Consider the following 17,219-nt stretch of genomic DNA (forward strand, 5'->3'; position numbering starts at 1 on the left):
GAGAGAGGCCGAAGGGGCCTGAACAAGACGAACGCGGGAGGCGGTTCTCATGGCCGGACACGATTTCGGTGCAACGTACAGCGAGATGGAGGGCGCGGCTGCGCGACTCCGCGACGGTCGCAGCTCCATCGGCGACACCCTGAAGGAGCTCCAGGGCATCATCGACGAGCTCGTCCAGGACGGGTTCAAGACCGAGAACGCCTCGGACGCGTACAACACGGCCTACCAGGAGCTCACCTCGTCGCTCGACGACGCCGCTGAGGCCGTCAACGACATGGCCGACGCTCTGGACCGCATGGCCGACTCCATCCGCGACAAGGACTCGGAGCTCGCCGGCGGCTGAGCCATCGCATCGGCAGAGGTCGCGGCGTCGGTCACGGACCGGCGTCGCGACCTCTCCTTTTGCGCGGGCCGCCTTCTGTGTGGGACCGCCGAGGGCGGCGCATAGAATCGGGAAGATGATCGGAGCACGGGGCTGATGAGCGGGACGCAGAGCTACTACTGGTACAACCTCTCGACGCAGTCGGTGGTGCGCGCGGACGAGCGCCCCTCCGAGGACACGATCGGGCCGTTCTCGACCGCCGAGGAGGCGGAGGAGTCGCCGGCCATCCTGCTGGAGCACGCGCGCGCGTGGCTCGAGAGCGAGGAGAGCGAGCGGTTCCGCGAGATGGCGGCCGAGAGCGACGACGGCACCGACCTCGTCTGAAGCGACGCGATGAGAGCGCATCGCCGCATCGCGGGACCGCTGGTCGTGCTGCTGGCGGCAGGCCTGGTCGCCTGCGCGCCGGCGCTGCCGCAGACCGTCGTGCCCGGCACGGAGGTCGCCGTGGGATGGAGCGGCGGGTTCACCTCCGTGAACGCCCTGGCTTCGCCCACACCCGGCAACATCGACATCGCCCAGACGATCCGCGCCGACTTCGGCGACGTCGTCGACGGCGAGTTCGTCCCGGATGAGAGCTTCGGCGCGGTCCGCATCGTGTCGGAGGACCCGTTCACGGTGCGGTACGACCTCGCCGAGCCCACCTGGTCGGACGGCATCCCCCTCGACGCCGCCGATCTGCTGCTGGGCTGGGCCGGGGCATCTGGTCTCTTCGAGCGGGACGAGGAGGGTGCGGATGCTGGAGCGCACGCGCCCGAGATCGCCCTCGAGGTCCCGGAGGTCGACGAGTTCGCGCGGGCGATCGAGGTGACCTTCCCGCAGCCGGCGATCGACTGGCAGCAGGCGGTGACGGCCCCGGTGCCCGCGCACGTCGCCGGCAGGCGGGCGTTCGGGACGGATGACGCGATGGAGGCGAAGCAGGCCGTCATCCGCGCGATCCAGGAGGCCGACCCCGAGGCTCTCGACGATCTCGCCGCGGTGTGGAACGAGGGCTTCGCACTGCCCGAGAAGAAGGCGATCCCGGAGGACCTGCGGCTCTCCAGCGGCCCGTACCTCGTCGACCGGGTGCGCGACGAGGAGACCGGTCAGAGCGTGACGCTGGTTCCCAACCCGTCCTATCGTGGGGCGGTCACCCCGCAGGTCGCGCGGATCGAGCTCGTCCCGCCGGGGAGCGATCCCGCCGGCGCGATCGGCGACCGGCTGGACATCGCCCAGGTGACCCCGGTGGCGTCCAACCGCGGGGTCATCCGCGAACTCGAACGCCGGGACTTCGCCGTGCAGACCACGCACGACGGCACCGTCTGGGCGGTGCTGCTGAACCCGGCCGGAGTGTTCGCGGACGAGCGGGCCCGCTCCGCCTTCCTCCGCGCCCTTCCGGTGCGGGCGCTCGCGGAAGCGGGTGGGGGTGAATGGGCCGCGGCCTACACCGCCACCACGTCGATGGTGTCCGCCCCGGGCTCCCGCGCCTACGACATCGTGAACGAGGACTCCGGCTTCGCCCAGACCCTCGGCACACAGAGCGACGACCCGGCGCTCGAGCGCCAGTCCGCCGGTGTGGGCCCGGGAACCCGGGTGTGCGTGCTGTACGACCGCGGCAGCGAGTTCGCCGCCGGGGCGTTCACCGCGCTGCGGGGTGCTGCGGCCGAGGCCGGGTGGGGCGTCGCCGACTGCGGCAGCGACGACGTCGACGGTGCGCTGGCGCAGCGCGGGTGGAACGCGGTGATCGCCCGGGTGCCGATCCCGGAATCTCCGGCCCAGATCGCCGCGCAGTGGGGCACGCAGGGCCGGGCATCCGTCACCGGGCATGCGGATGCCGAGCGCGACACGCTCATCGCGCAGCTCGCCCAGACGGTCGACGTCTACGAGGCGCGCGACATCCGCGCGCTGATCGAGTCCACGATCGTCCGCGCCGCACTGGCCCTGCCGATCGCGACGAACCCGCGGATCACGATCGTCGACCGTGACGTGACCGGCGTGACCGCCCGCAACGGCGCTCTGGCGCCCCTCACGTACGGCATCGTGCAGTGGGCGGCCGTGAAGTGACGCGGCGGATGTGGGCTGTTCTCCCCATCGCGACGGCATCCCGCCGGCGCATAGGGTCGTCGGCGGAGGTTTTCGCGTGGGAATGATGTTGCCGAACGAGCTCATCTGGGTGATGGAGAAGCTCGGGTTCGACTGGCCGGATGTCGATGAGGACGAGCTGCGCCGGGGTGCGGGGATGGTCAGCGACTTCCGCGACGACCTCGAGGCGAAGATCCAGGTGATGGACCGGAAGGTGAACGGCGACCTGGCCGCGGCGATGCGGGGCAAGGCGGGCCCGGCGTATGTGAGCGCGTGGAACACGAACCGGTCGCAGAACCTGCAGCGGCTGGTGGATCTGCTGGGTCCGGTGCCGCCGGCGATGGACATCGCGGCGGGCGCGGTGTTCGCGTTGAAGATCAAGGTGATCGCGGATGTCACGACGACGATGATCGCCCTGGTCGGGATGCTGACGAACCCGATCACGGCGGTGGGCGCCGGTCCGATGCTGATCCTGAAGAAGAAGCTGCTGAATGCGGCGGTGGATGTCGCGATCGAGCAGCTGCTGAATCAGCTCCTGCCGATGGCGATCGAGCCGCTGGCGGAGGAGCTGCCGGGTGTCGTGATGGCGGCGCTGGACTCGCCGATCGTGGAGGCGGTCGCGGGTGACCCGGACGAGTTCTTCGCGGATCTGCAGGCGCTGGAGCAGGCGGAGAGCGAGATGGAGATGCATGCGTCGGATGTCGAGACGCTGACCGAGCGGCTGCTCGCGGACCTTTCGAGCTTGAACATCACGGGGGACTGAGACATGGGCAGAAGCATCGGTGACGAAGCGATCAAGCCGCTGCTGCGCGCGCTGGATGACGCTCCGGTGCATGTGAAGCAGCTGGCGGAGATGTTCCGCAAGCACGGCAAGAAGCAGCACCGCAATACGAGCGAGGTGCAGAACCTCGACTCGCCGGACATCGTGCATCCGCTCAAGGACGGCTGGAAGAAGGACGGCAAGTGGGAGCCGAACGAGGTCGTCGCCTGGGGGAAAGGCAACCGACCCGACCCGCACGAGTATCTGGACGCCGACTACATCGCGAAGCACCTCGACCAGTTCGCGGACGGCGCTACGCGGATCTACAAGAAGGACAGCCTCGACAACTACGGGCCGGGGAACGACAACACCACGTACGTCTTTCCCACGGATCAGCTGAACACCCTGATGCAGCAGGTTAACAGCCCCGCTGAGCTTGCTGAGGCGCTGGGGCTGCCCGACGGGTTCTTCGAGGGTGCCGAGGTGGAACTGCGGGACTTCGCGCCCCACGAGTTGGACGGCCTGCGGATGCCGTCCGGCAATGAAGGCGGTACCGACACGGAGAAATGGATCCCCGGAGGATATCTCCCGACCGGCATCCCGGAGGCCGTGATCGACATCCCGGAGACGGCGAGAGGACTGCGCAACGGCGAGTACATGCCCTCGCAGTGGCCGGGAAGCCCGCGAGAGTTCAGCATCTAGGCAGGCGCGCGTGAACCTGGACATGGACCTGGAGAGAGACGATGCGGCAGCCTTCGGCCCCGCGTCTGTCACTGCGGGAGCGCTGCTTCCGTACGAGGGTCGTACGCTGATGCTGGGTCCGGACGGCCTGCCTTCGGCCGTTTTCGACGCCGAGGACGATGGCTGGATCGCGCCGAGCAACCCGATACTGGTGCGCGGTCAGGCCCGGATCCTGCCGCTGGCATGGCGAGGGGAAGCCGGCGGGGCGGGCGTCTCCACCGAGGAGATCGCCGCCTTCGCGTCCCAGGTGCAGTCCGCAGCGATGTACTGGGCGGGCAATTGGCGGGTTCTCGACGATCTCCGTGGGCATCGAGGGGACAGCATCGGCTCGTACACGGCGGCGCTCCATGCGGCCGGGGCGCAGCGCGTGAACTTCTGGACGTACTCGGAGACCGTCGGGCTGGCGCTGGTGTGGGCAGGGGTCGAGCAGGAGGGCACGATGTCGCTGGCCATGCATGTGGTGCCGGCCGGCTGGGTGACCGAACGACGGGCCGGGAAGGCGGTCCGTGGAATCGACGTGAACTGGTCCTGGGACGAGGTCGTGAACCTCTACGCGGCTCGGACCGGCATCGGGCCGGACGCGGCAGGAGCGGACGCCGATGCCGCCGGTAGTCTGGCGGCAGAGGAAGAGGAGCGGGACGCATGACAGGCACGTTCGGGAACCTGACCGTGGACGCGGTCGCGCGCGTCTACGGCGCGAGTGAGCTCGGAGTGCTCGCGATCACCGCCCCTGGCGACGCGCATCCGCGCGTCGAGTACGTCGGCGGCGAGCTGTTCGTGGGTCTTGACGAGCGCGACGGGTCCGCGGTGACGCAAGGGCAGGCCGAAGCCTGGTCGCAGCCGTTCGCCGAGATGGTCGCGGCGGCCGTGGCATCCGCCGGTTCCGTTCCGGACCCTGTGGACGGGGTGATCCTCATCGAGGACGAGCAGGTGGCGGCATCCGTGCTCGTCGAACCGTCCCGGATCGACGTCGGCGACGTGACCGGATCACCGGTCGTCTTCGCGCTCTCCCGGCAGCGGCTCGCGATCGTCGGCACGGACGACGAAACGGGGATCGCCCGTGTGCTGGACCTGGCGGAGCAGCTCTACGACGAGGGCGGGCGACTGGTGAGCGCGCATCCAGTGGTGCTCTCGGACGGCGCCTGGGCTCCGTACCCGTGGCGCGAGCGGCATCCGTCGCTGGAGATGCGTTTCGAGCGGGTGCTGAGGCTGTTCGCCGTTCGCGCGTACGAGGCACAGTCCGTCGCGCTGCAGCGACCGGACGTGCACCTGGCGGATCCGAAGATCCGGGTGCTGGACGGCGGGGTCACCACGACGTTCGCGGCATGGCCCAAGGGGACCGCGACGCTCCTCCCCGTCGTGGACAACGTGATCATCGCCGACCCGTCGGGCGCGCTCAGCGTCGCGACCATGGATCAGTTCCTGGATGCCGCAGGCGACGCCGTCGTGCGCACCGGGCTCTCTCCGCTGCGGTACTTCGTGCCGGGGGATCCTCCCCGGGCATCCGAGGACTGAGGCGTCTTCGACAGCGCGCGACCTCCCGGACCGCGGCCGCTGACGCTCGAGCCGCTCGCCGAGCAGGTCCCGGGACTGGTCGCGGCGATGCTCGACGCCCCGGTCGTCGAGGGCGCGGTGGGCGATGTGGACGAGACGGCAAGAAGCCGACCTCCCATGCCAAGGAGTACCACGTCCTGCGCGATGTCAGCCGAGGGGTCGACGCGCAGTTGCGCGGGTACCAGCCGCGGCACCGCGACCCCGACTACGACCTGGCGCGCGATCTCGGCCGCTCCGTCGGCAACGAGGTGAGGTCGCTGCCGGGCGACATCGCGGACGAGGTGAAGGGCACGCCGAAGAAGGTGCCCGGACAGCTCGTCGAAGAGCTCTATGAGGACGCGATCGGGCAGGACAGCCCGGACAAGTACGGGGCGAAGAGCGCGGGCGATATGAGCTTCCTCGCCCCCGCCGGCGAAGCGGATGCCCTGAGCGCGCTCAGCCAGGCCGAGCTCGAGACGCGATTCGACCTGCCGCCGGGCGCGCTGGACGGCGCGAAGGTCGAGATCAAGACCATCCCCGATTCGCGGTTCGTGAGCATCGAGTTCGACGTCCCCGGGGACTGATGGCGAGGGCCGGCGGAGCTGTGCGGGTGGGAAGTGCTACCCATGGTGGCCTCGATGACCGGAAAGTACCCTCGATTCAGGAGGTGGCGCCGTGGGAATGATGTTGCCGAACGAGCTCGTCTGGGTGATGGAGAAGCTCGGGTTCGAGTGGCCGGATGTGGATGAGGACGAGGTCCGCAAGGGTGCGACGCTGGTGCGCAATTTCGGGTCGGATCTGGAGGGTGTGATCCAGGCCGTCGACCGGAAGATGAACGGCGACATCGGCGCGGCGATGCGCGGGCAGACGGGGCCGGCGACGTTGAGCGCGTGGAATGCCAACCGGTCGCAGAATCTGCAGAAGCTGGTGGATATCATGCCGCCGGCGGCGACGGCGATGGACGTCGCCGCGGATGCGATTCTGGCGTTGAAGATCAAGGTCATCGTGGATGTGACGTCGACGATGATCACGCTGGTGGCGATGCTGACGAACCCGATCACGGCGGCGGGCGCCGGGCCGATGCTGTTGATCAAGAAGAAGCTGTTGAACGCGGCGGTGGACATCGCGGTGGAGCAGCTGATCAATCAGCTCGCGCCGATGGCGATCGAGCCGTTGGCGGAGGAGCTGCCGGCAGTGATCGACGCGATTCTGGATGCGCCGATGGTGGAGTCCACGGCCGGGGACTCGGATGAGTTCTACGCGGATCTGCAGGCGCTGGAGGAGGCGCAGTCGACGATGAAGGTGCATGGTGCGGACATCCAGACCTTGACGTCGACGTTCTTCGCGGAGTTCTCCGCCCTCGACTTCGGAGGGGACGACTGATGAGCGCGGTCAAACCCATCATCCGCGAACTCAAGCAGGCCGCGCTGAAGGGGTTCGCTCACGCAGACCACAAGCTGCACCAGCTCACCGCGAACCTCGACGGCCACCTCGACACTGTCGTGCGCCAGGTTCGCGACCTCGACAACTACGACGGCAAGGTCGATGTCAAGCTGAAGCGGTTCAAGAGGAACAGCAAGCACGACTCGGCGGAGTACCAGAGGCAGTACGACGAGCAGATGGACACGCTGCAGAGGATGCCGCTGTCCGACTGGCTGGCGAACCGGATCGAGTATCTCGAGAACGGGCGCACCTCGGACTCGCTCCGGGCGCAGCAGAACGCGCGCGATGACGCATTCCGAGACATGTATGACGACCTGCGAGACCAGGGTTTCAGCAAGGACGAAGCGACCAAGAAGGCGCAGGAATGGCTCAAGAGCCAGGCGGCGCTGCATCGGCTGGATGGAATCGCCGGCGGGGACGTCACCGACATCTCACGCGTCGGAGACACCCGCATCAATTCCTCACTCGGTTCGCAGTGGCGAAGCCGCGTCGGCGACATCGATCGGGCCGTGATCGACTACCTCAACGCGAATCCGGGCGTGGATCTGGACAACACCTTCATCAACGTCATCCTTCGATAGGTTTGAACCATGGTTGAGATCGCTGACTTCGTTCCGCACGCGCCGGTTCCGGCCGAGATCGTCGAGGAGTACCGGGGACGCGTTCCGGACGAACTCGTCGAAGTCTGGGAGAAGTACGGCTACGGTACCTTCGCGGACGGTTTCCTGCGCATCATCGACCCCAAGCTCTACGAGACCGAGGTCGGCGACTGCATCGGCAAGACCCAGGGCGACGGGATCGCCATCCCGATCATGGTCACCGGGCTCGGCGACCTCATCACGTGGGAACCCAGCCGTCCGGGACTGACGGCCATCCTCTACCGCCTGGGCACCACCGTGGGACTCGGAAGCCGTTTCCGCAGTCTGTTCCGGCGGGTCGAGGACGAACTGATCCTCGAAGATCTGAAGGCCGAGATCTTCCCGGAGGCTGTTGCGGCGCACGGTGAGCTGCCCTACGACCAGTCGTTCATCTTCGTGCCGCTGCTCTCGCTGGGCGGCGCCGCGAAGGTCGAGAACCTGCACAAGCGGGAGACCATCCCTGCGATCCAGGTCGCGGTCGACCTGCAGGGCGTCATCGGCCACTGACTCCGTCGACCGGGCCCCCGTGGCAGGATATGTGCCGAGGGGGTCGCGACGTGACTGATGTGAATTCCGGGACCGGGCTCGAGGGGGGCTCCGCGACGACGACGAAGCGGGTTCCGCCGCTTCGGCTCGAGTTCGCGGGCGAATGGTTCGACGTGCCCTCGGGGCATCCGTTCATCATCGGCCGCGAAGGCGACCTCGAGATCGACGACAACCCGTATCTGCACCGCCACTTCCTCGAACTGCAGCACCGCGACGGACTGTGGTGGCTGGCGAACATCGGCGTGCGCCTCGCGGCCACCATCTCGAGCGCAGGCGGAGCCGTGCAGTCGTGGCTGTCGCCGGGCGCGCGGATGCCGCTCGTGTTCGAGCGCAACGTCATCGTGTTCACGGCCGGCCCGATCACCTACGAGCTGAGCCTGCACACCGAGGAGGCGCCGTACGAGGTGTCCCACCAGGTGGAGGCGTCGATGAGCGGCGAGACCACGGTCATGCCGGTCAGCTTCACCCCGATGCAGAAGCAGCTGATGGTCGCCCTCGCCGAGCCGATGCTGCGCCGCGAGGGCGTGAGCATGAACGAGCTGCCGTCCTCGAGCGAGGCCGCCAAGCGCCTGGGCTGGACGATGAGCAAGTTCAACCGCAAGCTCGACAACGTCTGCGACAAGCTCGACCGCATGGGGGTGCAGGGTCTCCGCGGCGGCCCCGGCAAGCTCGCGACCAACCGCCGCGCCCGGCTGGTCGAATACGCGGTCACCTCGCAGGTGATCACCCGCGCGGACCTGCCGCTCCTCGACGACGAAGCGCTGCGCAGCCAGAGCGACGCCGACGGCGACTGAGGTCCGACCTCAGCGTCCGGCGTCCGCCAGGTGGCGCGCCTTGTGCCCGAGCACCTTCACCATGATGCCGCGGCGCCGCAGCTCCGCCACGGTGCGGGTCTCCTCGTCGAGGTCGCGGCCGAGCGCATGCACGTTCGCGACCACCAGTACGTCGCCGCGCTGCAGGGTGTCCATCAGCCGGGCGAGGCGGTCGCTCCAGCTCTCCAGGATCTCCGGCGCGGGATGCCGGAACCCTTCGATCGGCACGCCGAAGCGCGCCAGCTCGTCACGCTGCTCCACCACCGACGGCATGCCCTCACGGGCCACGACCAGACCCACGAGACGTGCGCCTTCCGGCCGGGCCGACCACCAGTCGTGCTCGGTGTTCGCAAGACACTGGGGGCATTCCGCCGCTGCATGCGGGAGATGCAGCGGACTCGTCAGCGCGGCGTCGACCTCGCCGGTCTCCGTCGTCGTCGCATCGCTCATCGTCGCACCTCCGGCATCCATTCTGCCTGAGTCCGGGGACGCCGGACGCCGCAGACGGATGCCGCAGGGCGCCGGCATCCGCGCTCACGCCCGGTCCGCGCGGGCGGACCCGTTCACAGCACGCCGAGTTCGCGGACCGCGTCGCGCTCCTCGATCAGCTCGGTCACCGACGCGTCGATGCGGGTGCGCGCCCACTCGTCGATCTCGAGACCTTCGACCACCTGCCACCGGCCGTCGACCGACCGCACCGGGAACGACGACACCAGCCCCTCGGGCACCCCGTACTCGCCGCGCGAGACGATCCCCGCGCTCGTCCAGTCGCCGTCGGCGGTGCCGTGCACCCAGTCGCGCACGTGGTCGATGGTCGCGCTCGCTGCGGATGCCACCGACGACGATCCGCGCACCTCGATGATCTCGGCGCCGCGCTTCGCGACCCGCGGGATGAAGGTCTCCTCCTGCCAAGCCCGCACGTCGCCGACGCGCTCCGCCAGCACCTCCGCCGCGGGGCGGCCGCCGACCGTGGCGTGCGAGATGTCGGGGAACTGCGTCGCCGAGTGGTTGCCCCAGATGGTCACGCGCCGCACCTCGGCGACCGGCACGCCGAGCGTCAGCGCCAGCTGCGCACGGGCGCGGTTCTCGTCGAGCCGGGTGAGCGCGGTGAACCGCTCCGCGGGGATGCCCTCGGCGGCGGAGGCCGCGATGAGAGCGTTCGTGTTCGCCGGGTTGCCGACGACGGCCACGCGCACTCCCGGGGCGGCGTTCTCGGCGATCGCCCTGCCCTGCGGGGCGAAGATCCCGGCGTTCGCGGTGAGCAGGTCGCTCCGCTCCATCCCCGGCCCCCGCGGGCGCGCGCCGACCAGCAGGGCGATGTCGCAGCCGTCGAAGCCGACGGCCGCGTCGTCGGTCACCTCCACGTCGTCCAGCAGCGGGAACGCGCCGTCCTGCAGCTCCAGGGCCGCGCCTTCGGCGGAGGCCAGGCCCTGCGGGATCTCCAGCAGCCGCAGCCGGACGGGCTCGCCGGGGCCGAGCATGTCGCCGGCCGCGATCCGGAACAGCAGCGCGTAGCCGATCTGCCCGCCCGCGCCGGTGATGGTGATCGTCGTCGTCATGGTTCGAGCGTACGTCGCGACCGGCGCCCTTCGACAGGCCCGGAGGGGCGGAGTACCGTTCCTACATGACCTTCAATCCGGATGCCGACATCTCAGGCCACTCGACGCGACGCCGCGGCCGCAACGCGGCCATCGCCGGCGGCGGGGTGGTCGGTCTGGGCGGCATCGCGGTGCTGCTGATCAGCATGTTCACCGGGGTCGACCTCACCGGACTGCTCGGGGGCGGCGGCGCGCCGGTGCCGGCGCCGACCTCGGAGGCGATCCTGGAGTGCAAGACCGGCGAGGACGCCAACACCCGCGACGACTGCCGCATGGCCGGAGCCCAGGTCGTGCTCGACGACTACTGGGCGCAGCACGTCGACGGCTACCGCGCCCCCACGATGACGGTGGTCGACGGCCAGACGCCGACGCAGTGCGGCACCGCGTCCAACGCGGTCGGACCGTTCTACTGCCCGCCCGAGGAGGGCGTGTACCTCGACCCGACGTTCTTCGACATCATGCGCGAGCAGTTCGGCGCGAGCGCCGGTGAGCTCGCGCAGCTCTACATCGTGGGGCACGAGTGGGGGCACCACATCCAGAACATCACCGGCGTCATGCAGCAGCATCCGAACAACGGCACCGGGCCCGACAGCAACGGCGTCCGCATGGAGCTGCAGGCCGACTGCTACGCCGGCGCGTGGCTCGGCGATGTCACCACGCTGACCGACGAGAACGGCGTGCCCTACCTCGAGACGCCCACCGAAGCCCAGCTCCAGGATGCCCTGAACGCGGCGTTCACGGTCGGCGACGACCACATCCAGGAGCAGTCCGGCTTCGTCAACCCGGAGAGCTTCACGCACGGCACGAGCGAGCAGCGTCAGTACTGGTTCGCGAACGGCTACAAGAACGGCCTCGGCGTGTGCGACACGTTCGCGGTCCCCGCCGACCAGCTCTAGGCCGCGTCGCCCGCGGGCCCGCGCCCGCCGCGCTACGGTGAGAGGTGGCCCAGCAGCACCGGGCCGGGGAGGGACACGAATGAACCTGGACGCCCTGTATCCGCCGATCGAACCGTACGAGACGGGCGAGCTGCTCGTCGGGGACGGCAACCGCGTCTACTGGGAGTGCAGCGGCAACCCCGACGGCAAGCCGGTCGTGTTCCTGCACGGCGGCCCCGGCGGCGGCACCTCGGACTGGCACCGGCGCTTCTTCGACCCGGAGAAGTACCGGATCGTGCTTTTCGACCAGCGCGGATGCGGCCGCAGCACCCCGCACGCCAGCGACCCCGCCGCGGACCTGCGCTACAACACGACCTGGCACCTCGTCGCCGACATCGAGTTGCTGCGCAAGAACCTCGGCATCCAGACCTGGCAGGTCTTCGGCGGCTCGTGGGGCAGCACGCTCGCGCTCGCGTATGCGCAGACGCACCCGGATGCCGTGAGCGACCTGGTCCTGCGCGGGATCTTCACGCTCCGCAAGCACGAGCTGGAGTGGTTCTACGAGGGCGGGGCATCCGCTCTCTTCCCCGACGCCTGGGCGGGGTACGAGGAGCAGATCCCGGTGCTCGAGCGGAGCCGGATGATCGAGGCCTACCATCGCCGGCTGTTCGACCCCGACCCGGCGGTGCACGTGCCGGCGGCGCAGGCGTGGACGCGCTGGGAGGCCACGGCGATCACGCTGCGGCCGGATGCGGAGCTCATCGAGCGGATGACGCAGCCGGCGGATGCCACCGCGTTCGCGCGGATCGAGAACCACTACTTCATGCACGGCGGCTGGTTGCGCGAGGGACAGCTCATCGAGAACGTCGACGCGATCCGCGGCATCCCGGCCGTCATCGTGCAGGGGCGCTACGACGTGTGCACGCCGATGATGACCGCGTGGGATCTGCACCGGGCGTGGCCCGAGGCGGAGCTGGTCATCGTGGACGACGCCGGGCACGCGGCATCCGAGCCCGGCATCGCGCGCGCCCTCCGCGAGGCGACCGACCGCTTCGCCGCGGCGGGCCGGCCCGTCAGATGAGCGACAGCTCGCGCAGCTTCGCCTCGACGTCCGCGTTCGAGGGCTCGACGTGGTGCGAGGCGTCCGGGTAGACCACCACCGGGATGTTCGTGCGGCCCGAGATCTCCTTCGCCACCTCCGCGGCGGCCGGGTCGGCGACCAGGTCGACGTAGGTGTACTCGATGCCGAGCTCGTCGAGCTGCTTCTTCGTGCGGATGCAGTCGCGGCACCAGTCGGCGCCGAACATCGTGATCGTGTCGGATGCGGGAGAAGTCATACATCCAGGGTAGGACGTGCCGGCAGGGAGGGCGCCGAGTGCGACGGACGCACAGACGGACGTGAAACGATGGATGCCGGACACGGCACGCGGATCGGGAGGGAAGCACGTGGGCGCACCCGTCACGGTGATCGTGCCGACCTTCAACGAGCGCGACAACGTCGCCGAGCTCGTCCGGCGGGTCACGGCGGCGCTCGAGGGCCGTGAGGCGGAGATCCTGTTCGTCGACGACAGCAGCGACGGCACCATCGGCGAGGTGACCCGGGTCGCGGCATCCGCACCGCTGCCCGTCCGCGGCATCCACCGCGACGTCAACACCGGCGGGCTGGGCGGAGCCGTGGTGGTCGGCCTGCGTGAGGCGGCGCACGACGTCTGCATCGTCATGGACGGCGACCTGCAGCATCCGCCCGAGCTCCTGCCCGAGCTGCTCGAGCGGTACGAGCGCGGCGATGCCGACGTCGTCGCCGCGTCGCGCTACGTCGGCGGCGGGAACGCCGCGGGCCTGGGCACGGCGCTCCGGTTCGGCGTCTCGCGTGCGGCGACCGGTCTGGCGCGGGCGATGTTCCCCCGCAGGCTGTGGCGCAGCACCGACCCGATGACCGGGTACTTCCTGGTCGACCGCTCCCGTCTCGACCTCGCCGCGCTGCGACCGCAGGGCTTCAAGATCCTGCTGGAGATCCTGGTGCGGTCGGACGTGCGCGTCGCCGAGGTGCCGATGGCGTTCGGGGAGCGCCGGCACGGCACCTCGAAGGCGAGCATCCGTCAAGGGGCGACGTTCGTCGCGCACCTGGCACGGCTGCGGTTCGGCAAGATGTCGCTGTTCGCGCTCATCGGCGGCATCGGGGCGATCGCGAACATCGGCATCATGTGGCTGCTCACCAGCCTGGGCGTGGACTACATCTGGGCCGCGATCGTCGGGGCCGAGGCCACCATCATCGGCAACTTCGTGCTGCAGGAGCGCTTCGTCTTCGACGACGTGCGGGCGGATGCCTCGCGGCTGTGGGTGCGGTTCGCGGCATCCTTCACCTTCAACAACGTCGAGGCGGCGCTGCGCATCCCGGTGATGGCGCTGATGGTGGAGTCCTGGCACATCTCGAGCGTGCTGGCGACCGCGCTGTCGCTCGTGGTGGCGTTTTTCGCGCGGTTCCTGTTCCACGCGCTGGTCGTGTACGCGCCGCGTCGACGGCGGGATGCCGGGGAGCCGCCGGTCGTCACGGCGGGCCAGCGGATCGTGCAGGCGATCGACGCCGAGGCGATGCGCCCGGGGGAGCTCTGACGCGGGTCGGATCGTGAGCGCAGACGCGGGAGGCGTCCGTGGACGCGCCCTCGCTATCCTTGCCCGTGACCGAGAACGCCGACACCGCGCGGTTCCGCCTGCTCCGGATGCGACCGCGTTACCCGCACGAGCCGCACCGCACCGCCAGCCCCCTGGAGCTGTTCTTCGACCTCGTGTTCGTCGTCGCCGTGAGCACCGCGGCCGGGCAGCTGCACCACGAGCTGGCAGCCGGGCATCCGGTCGAGGGCGTGTCGATGTACCTCATGGTGTTCTTCGGCATCTGGTGGGCCTGGATGAACTTCGCCTGGTTCGCCACGTCGTTCGGCACCGACGACTGGCTCTATCGCGTGCTCACCATCGTGCAGATGGGTGGCGTGCTGGTGCTTGCCGCCGGCATCGGCCCGGCCTTTCACCACCACGACTTCACCGTGCTCGTGCTCGCCTACGTGGTGATGCGGGTGGCGATGATCGTGCAGTGGCTGCGGGCCTCGGGCGCGTCGGATGCCACGCGGCGCACGGCCCGGCTGTACGCGCTGGGGATCGCGATCGCGCAGCTGCTCTGGATCGCATTCCTGTTCGTGCCCGCCGAGGCGCAGATGGTGGTGTTCATCGTGCTCGCTCTTGTCGAGATCGCGGTGCCGGTGGTGGCGGAGCTGCGGGGGCAGACGCCGTGGCATCCGCACCACATCACCGAGCGCTACGGACTGTTCACCCTCATCGTGCTGGGCGAGAGCCTGCTGGCCTCGTCCAACGCGATCATCGGGGCGATCGAGAAGGTGGACGCTCTCGGGCCGCTCATCTCGATCGCCGTGCTCACGCTGGTGGCGACGGCGGCACTGTGGTGGATCTACTTCTGGCCGCCGCACCACCGGGCCATCTTCACCCTCCGGCGATCACTGCGGTACGGGTACACGCACTATCTGATCTTCGCCGCGGCCGCCGCGTTCTCCGCCGGTGTGGAGGTGGAGATCGATCGGCTGACCGGCGCCTCCGAGCTCGACGGGGTTGCGGCGTCGTTCACGGTGTCGGTGCCGATCGCGGTGTTCCTGCTCGCGGTCTGGTTCGTCGCGATCCGAGACAACGCCGACCGGGTGGTGAACACGGTCGTGCCGCTCGGCGCGCTGCTGGTGCTGTTCGACCCGATCCTGCCGCTGTCGGTGACCCTCACGGCGCTGATCCTGGTGGCGATCGTCGTGGTGCTGGTGCTGCGGCCCCCGGTGGCCGCGCGGAGGTAGCGCACCGCGCCCCCGGCCGCGGCGGCGGCCGGCGAAACCTGCCGTACTGCGTGAGACAGTGTGCTGACAGCGCCGTCTCATGCGCAACGGCAAGCCTCGGGGGCGGGTGTCAAGCCCCTCCCTCCCCGGCCGCTTCCCGCGGATCGTGGGGAGTGCGGCGCCTGCAGGCGACTCGCGTCCCGGAAGGAGAACTCGTATGAGCATCGGCACCGGAATCGTCCTGTTCGTCATCGGCGCCATCCTCACCTTCGCGATCAACGTGCAGGTGGAGTGGGCCGACCTCGACCTCATCGGCTACATCCTGATGGGCGCCGGGGCCGTCGTCTTCCTGATCGGCATCATCATGCTGCTTGTCCGCCGCAACCGCAGGACCGTCGACGGCACCGTGGTGGACGACGACGTGGTCTGAACCGCGGCCCGGCGACGGGCCTACCCGCGAGAATCAGTTCCCGGCGCGAGAATCAGCCCGGCGGACTGATTCTCGCGCGCGTGGCTGATTCTCGGCGGCGTCCCTACCGCCGCACCCGCGCGCGCGACTTGGCGACGCTGGAGAGGGTGGCCTGCACCGGCGTGCCCAGGAACAGCCCGAACGAGGCGCCGGCCGCGAGCGCGATGCCGATGGATGCCGCGAGCACGAGCGGTCCGACGCCCACCAGCATCCCCTCCGCCGTCCCGTCGGACTGCATCAGCCCGAGCAGCCCGCGGAAGACGGCGAGTCCGGGGACCAGCGGCACGATGGCGGCGGTCGTCACGGCGACCGACGGCACGTGCATCCGTCGCGCGACGACGATGCCGGTGAAGCTGGCGAGCAGGGCGCCGATCGCGCTCGCCGCGGCCTCGTGCACCGAGAGCAGCAGCATCCCGTTGTAGCCCGCGATCGCGATCAGGCTGAGGGCCGCGCTGACGAGGATGATCCGCAGGCCCGCGCCGTTGAACAGCGCGACCGCGACGGCGACGATCGCCGCCCCGGCGAGCTGGGCGGGGAGCGGGCCGAACGGGATCGGTTCGATCGGCGTGGACATCCCGAAGCCGAGGACGCGGGCGAACTCGAGGCCGATGAGGATGCCGAGCACGACCCCGATGGTCTGCATCGTGAGGTCGAGGATGCGCCCGCCCGCGGTGAGCGCGAACCCGTCGATCGCGTCCTGCGCTGCGCCGACCACGGTGAGGCCGGCGAGCATCAGCACGATCCCGGAGGCGACGATGATGGATGGACGGATGCCGGTGAACGGCTCGATCCCGGCGGTGCCGAGCGCGGAGACGATGAGCGCGACCACGGTCGTCACGAAGGCGCCCGCGATCTGGCTGAAGAACGACGGCACCTGCATCCGCGCCAGTCCGGCCTGCGTGAACGCCGCACACAGCGCCGCGATGAAGCTCAGCAGCACGATGACGGGCGCGGCGTCGAACATCAGGGCGACGCCGACCGCGAGCAGCGCGCGGGCGACGATCACGACCACCGGCCGGTACAGGAACGGGATGCCGCGGATGGCGCGGAAGGCCGTCCGTGCGGCATCCAGGTCGAGGCCGTCGTCGATCTCGACGAGCAGCGCCTGCAGCCGCTGCAGCTTCGCGTGGTCGGGGGAGGCGACTCACACCACGCGCAGCAGGGTGGTGGGGCGGTCCTCGTCGCCGCGGTGGTACGACACCGTGATCGAGTTGTAGGTGACGTCGACCTGGACGCAGTGCAGGTGGTAGGCGTCGGCGACGCGCGTGATCGCGAACGCGACGTCGTGCGCGGATGCCCCGACGGCGAACAGCGATTCGCCGATGCGCATGGCCAGGTCGAGGATCTTCAGGATGCGGGCGTCGTCGATCACCGGCAGCGCCTGGGTGGGGGCGACCTGCGACGGGTCGGTGCGGATCACCCGGTGCACGGAGGCGAGCAGTCGGCGGCGGCGTTCGGTGGGCATGGCTCCTGGCGGGGAAGGGGCGGCTCCCGGTACGGTATCAGGGCACTGACGCGGCGGGCCGGTGCTGAGGCC

21 protein-coding genes and 1 pseudogene are annotated in these 17,219 nt (G+C 69.6%); 17 read left to right on the forward strand and 5 right to left on the reverse strand.

Going from position 1 to position 17,219, the window contains the following annotated elements; translation table 11 throughout:
- Positions 1–49 precede the first annotated feature (49 nt).
- The 12 genes from JSY13_RS01185 (at position 50) to JSY13_RS01240 (ending at position 8,895) form a co-directional block, all read left to right on the forward strand.
- Positions 50–343 (forward strand): WXG100 family type VII secretion target, encoded by a 294-nt coding sequence (locus JSY13_RS01185; RefSeq protein ID WP_259607206.1) that lies wholly within the window; start codon positions 50–52, stop codon positions 341–343.
- A gap of 135 nt (positions 344–478) precedes the next feature.
- Complete coding sequence (locus JSY13_RS01190) at positions 479–706, forward strand: hypothetical protein (protein ID WP_259607207.1); 228 nt, start codon at positions 479–481, stop codon at positions 704–706.
- Positions 707–715: 9 nt separating this feature from the next.
- Positions 716–2,422, forward strand: coding sequence for an ABC transporter substrate-binding protein (locus JSY13_RS01195; RefSeq protein ID WP_259607208.1), 1,707 nt, complete (start codon positions 716–718; stop codon positions 2,420–2,422).
- A gap of 82 nt (positions 2,423–2,504) precedes the next feature.
- Positions 2,505–3,203, forward strand: coding sequence for a WXG100 family type VII secretion target (locus JSY13_RS01200; RefSeq protein ID WP_259608230.1), 699 nt, complete (start codon positions 2,505–2,507; stop codon positions 3,201–3,203).
- Between the two features lie 3 nt (positions 3,204–3,206).
- A complete protein-coding gene (locus JSY13_RS01205) occupies positions 3,207–3,902 on the forward strand; it encodes a hypothetical protein (RefSeq protein WP_259607209.1) in 696 nt (231 codons plus the stop codon).
- Between the two features lie 10 nt (positions 3,903–3,912).
- On the forward strand, positions 3,913–4,587 hold the full coding sequence (locus JSY13_RS01210; RefSeq protein WP_259607210.1) for a hypothetical protein: 675 nt from the start codon (positions 3,913–3,915) through the stop codon (positions 4,585–4,587).
- Positions 4,584–5,456, forward strand: a complete 873-nt coding sequence (locus JSY13_RS01215; RefSeq protein ID WP_259607211.1) for a hypothetical protein — start codon at positions 4,584–4,586, stop codon at positions 5,454–5,456. Before JSY13_RS01210 ends, JSY13_RS01215 begins: the two co-directional genes overlap by 4 nt.
- Positions 5,457–5,665: 209 nt before the next feature.
- A complete protein-coding gene (locus tag JSY13_RS01220) occupies positions 5,666–6,058 on the forward strand; it encodes a hypothetical protein (protein ID WP_259607212.1) in 393 nt (130 codons plus the stop codon).
- Between the two features lie 97 nt (positions 6,059–6,155).
- Positions 6,156–6,857 carry a WXG100-like domain-containing protein gene (locus tag JSY13_RS01225; RefSeq protein WP_259608231.1) on the forward strand — a complete coding sequence of 234 codons (702 nt, stop codon included), beginning with the start codon at positions 6,156–6,158 and terminating at the stop codon, positions 6,855–6,857.
- On the forward strand, positions 6,857–7,498 hold the full coding sequence (locus tag JSY13_RS01230) for a polymorphic toxin type 15 domain-containing protein (protein WP_259607213.1): 642 nt from the start codon (positions 6,857–6,859) through the stop codon (positions 7,496–7,498). Before JSY13_RS01225 ends, JSY13_RS01230 begins: the two co-directional genes overlap by 1 nt.
- A 9-nt stretch (positions 7,499–7,507) precedes the next feature.
- Entirely contained in the window at positions 7,508–8,062 is a 555-nt protein-coding gene (locus JSY13_RS01235) for a GAD-like domain-containing protein (protein ID WP_259607214.1), read from the forward strand.
- A gap of 50 nt (positions 8,063–8,112) precedes the next feature.
- On the forward strand, positions 8,113–8,895 hold the full coding sequence (locus tag JSY13_RS01240) for an FHA domain-containing protein (RefSeq protein WP_432806425.1): 783 nt from the start codon (positions 8,113–8,115) through the stop codon (positions 8,893–8,895).
- 9 nt (positions 8,896–8,904) lie between these two features.
- Here JSY13_RS01240 and JSY13_RS01245 read toward each other — a convergent pair whose 3' ends face one another.
- Both JSY13_RS01245 and JSY13_RS01250 read right to left on the reverse strand, forming a co-directional pair.
- Entirely contained in the window at positions 8,905–9,363 is a 459-nt protein-coding gene (locus JSY13_RS01245) for a recombinase family protein (RefSeq protein ID WP_259607215.1), read from the reverse strand.
- Between the two features lie 113 nt (positions 9,364–9,476).
- Positions 9,477–10,472, reverse strand: coding sequence for a malate dehydrogenase (locus tag JSY13_RS01250; RefSeq protein WP_259607216.1), 996 nt, complete (start codon positions 10,470–10,472; stop codon positions 9,477–9,479).
- A gap of 65 nt (positions 10,473–10,537) precedes the next feature.
- Between JSY13_RS01250 and ypfJ the strand changes: the two genes are divergently transcribed.
- Together ypfJ and pip are read left to right on the forward strand one after the other, a co-directional pair.
- Complete coding sequence (gene ypfJ, locus JSY13_RS01255) at positions 10,538–11,407, forward strand: KPN_02809 family neutral zinc metallopeptidase (RefSeq protein ID WP_259607217.1); 870 nt, start codon at positions 10,538–10,540, stop codon at positions 11,405–11,407.
- Between the two features lie 79 nt (positions 11,408–11,486).
- Complete coding sequence (gene pip, locus JSY13_RS01260; protein WP_259607218.1) at positions 11,487–12,467, forward strand: prolyl aminopeptidase; 981 nt, start codon at positions 11,487–11,489, stop codon at positions 12,465–12,467.
- On the opposite strand, the gene JSY13_RS01265 is transcribed toward pip, so the two are convergent.
- Positions 12,460–12,723 (reverse strand): glutaredoxin family protein, encoded by a 264-nt coding sequence (locus JSY13_RS01265; protein WP_259607219.1) that lies wholly within the window; start codon positions 12,721–12,723, stop codon positions 12,460–12,462. The two genes, pip and JSY13_RS01265, sit on opposite strands and share 8 nt — an antisense overlap.
- Positions 12,724–12,796: 73 nt before the next feature.
- On the opposite strand from JSY13_RS01265, the gene JSY13_RS01270 reads away from it, so the two are divergent.
- From JSY13_RS01270 to JSY13_RS01280, 3 genes are all read left to right on the forward strand, one after another.
- Positions 12,797–13,999: a glycosyltransferase gene (locus JSY13_RS01270; RefSeq protein WP_259607220.1), complete on the forward strand. Its 1,203-nt coding sequence runs from the start codon at positions 12,797–12,799 to the stop codon at positions 13,997–13,999.
- Between the two features lie 107 nt (positions 14,000–14,106).
- Positions 14,107–15,234, forward strand: a complete 1,128-nt coding sequence (locus JSY13_RS01275; RefSeq protein WP_432806456.1) for a low temperature requirement protein A — start codon at positions 14,107–14,109, stop codon at positions 15,232–15,234.
- 196 nt (positions 15,235–15,430) lie between these two features.
- Entirely contained in the window at positions 15,431–15,643 is a 213-nt protein-coding gene (locus tag JSY13_RS01280) for a DUF6458 family protein (protein ID WP_259607222.1), read from the forward strand.
- Between the two features lie 103 nt (positions 15,644–15,746).
- On the opposite strand, the gene JSY13_RS01285 is transcribed toward JSY13_RS01280, so the two are convergent.
- Positions 15,747–16,256: a threonine/serine exporter family protein gene (locus tag JSY13_RS01285; protein WP_259608233.1), complete on the reverse strand. Its 510-nt coding sequence runs from the start codon at positions 16,254–16,256 to the stop codon at positions 15,747–15,749.
- 33 nt (positions 16,257–16,289) lie between these two features.
- A pseudogene (locus JSY13_RS01290) lies at positions 16,290–17,147 on the reverse strand (threonine/serine exporter family protein); the annotation flags it as partial.
- Positions 17,148–17,219 lie beyond the last annotated feature (72 nt).

The sequence above is a fragment of the Microbacterium neungamense genome, assembly GCF_024971095.1.
Lineage (GTDB): Bacteria > Actinomycetota > Actinomycetes > Actinomycetales > Microbacteriaceae > Microbacterium > Microbacterium neungamense.

Excerpts from the sequence above, each read along its gene's own strand:
- JSY13_RS01265 (WP_259607219.1), bottom strand. The coding sequence starts at position 12,723 with ATGACTTCTCCCGCATCCGACACGATCACGATGTTCGGCGCCGACTGG.
- JSY13_RS01250 (WP_259607216.1), bottom strand. The coding sequence starts at position 10,472 with ATGACGACGACGATCACCATCACCGGCGCGGGCGGGCAGATCGGCTAC.
- JSY13_RS01235 (WP_259607214.1), top strand. The coding sequence starts at position 7,508 with ATGGTTGAGATCGCTGACTTCGTTCCGCACGCGCCGGTTCCGGCCGAG.
- ypfJ (WP_259607217.1), top strand. The coding sequence starts at position 10,538 with ATGACCTTCAATCCGGATGCCGACATCTCAGGCCACTCGACGCGACGC.
- JSY13_RS01195 (WP_259607208.1), top strand. The coding sequence starts at position 716 with ATGAGAGCGCATCGCCGCATCGCGGGACCGCTGGTCGTGCTGCTGGCG.
- JSY13_RS01230 (WP_259607213.1), top strand. The coding sequence starts at position 6,857 with ATGAGCGCGGTCAAACCCATCATCCGCGAACTCAAGCAGGCCGCGCTG.
- JSY13_RS01225 (WP_259608231.1), top strand. The coding sequence starts at position 6,156 with ATGATGTTGCCGAACGAGCTCGTCTGGGTGATGGAGAAGCTCGGGTTC.
- JSY13_RS01245 (WP_259607215.1), bottom strand. The coding sequence starts at position 9,363 with ATGAGCGATGCGACGACGACGGAGACCGGCGAGGTCGACGCCGCGCTG.
- pip (WP_259607218.1), top strand. The coding sequence starts at position 11,487 with ATGAACCTGGACGCCCTGTATCCGCCGATCGAACCGTACGAGACGGGC.
- JSY13_RS01280 (WP_259607222.1), top strand. The coding sequence starts at position 15,431 with ATGAGCATCGGCACCGGAATCGTCCTGTTCGTCATCGGCGCCATCCTC.
- JSY13_RS01190 (WP_259607207.1), top strand. The coding sequence starts at position 479 with ATGAGCGGGACGCAGAGCTACTACTGGTACAACCTCTCGACGCAGTCG.
- JSY13_RS01200 (WP_259608230.1), top strand. The coding sequence starts at position 2,505 with ATGATGTTGCCGAACGAGCTCATCTGGGTGATGGAGAAGCTCGGGTTC.
- JSY13_RS01215 (WP_259607211.1), top strand. The coding sequence starts at position 4,584 with ATGACAGGCACGTTCGGGAACCTGACCGTGGACGCGGTCGCGCGCGTC.
- JSY13_RS01185 (WP_259607206.1), top strand. The coding sequence starts at position 50 with ATGGCCGGACACGATTTCGGTGCAACGTACAGCGAGATGGAGGGCGCG.
- JSY13_RS01270 (WP_259607220.1), top strand. The coding sequence starts at position 12,797 with ATGCCGGACACGGCACGCGGATCGGGAGGGAAGCACGTGGGCGCACCC.
- JSY13_RS01275 (WP_432806456.1), top strand. The coding sequence starts at position 14,107 with ATGCGACCGCGTTACCCGCACGAGCCGCACCGCACCGCCAGCCCCCTG.
- JSY13_RS01205 (WP_259607209.1), top strand. The coding sequence starts at position 3,207 with ATGGGCAGAAGCATCGGTGACGAAGCGATCAAGCCGCTGCTGCGCGCG.
- JSY13_RS01285 (WP_259608233.1), bottom strand. The coding sequence starts at position 16,256 with ATGTCCACGCCGATCGAACCGATCCCGTTCGGCCCGCTCCCCGCCCAG.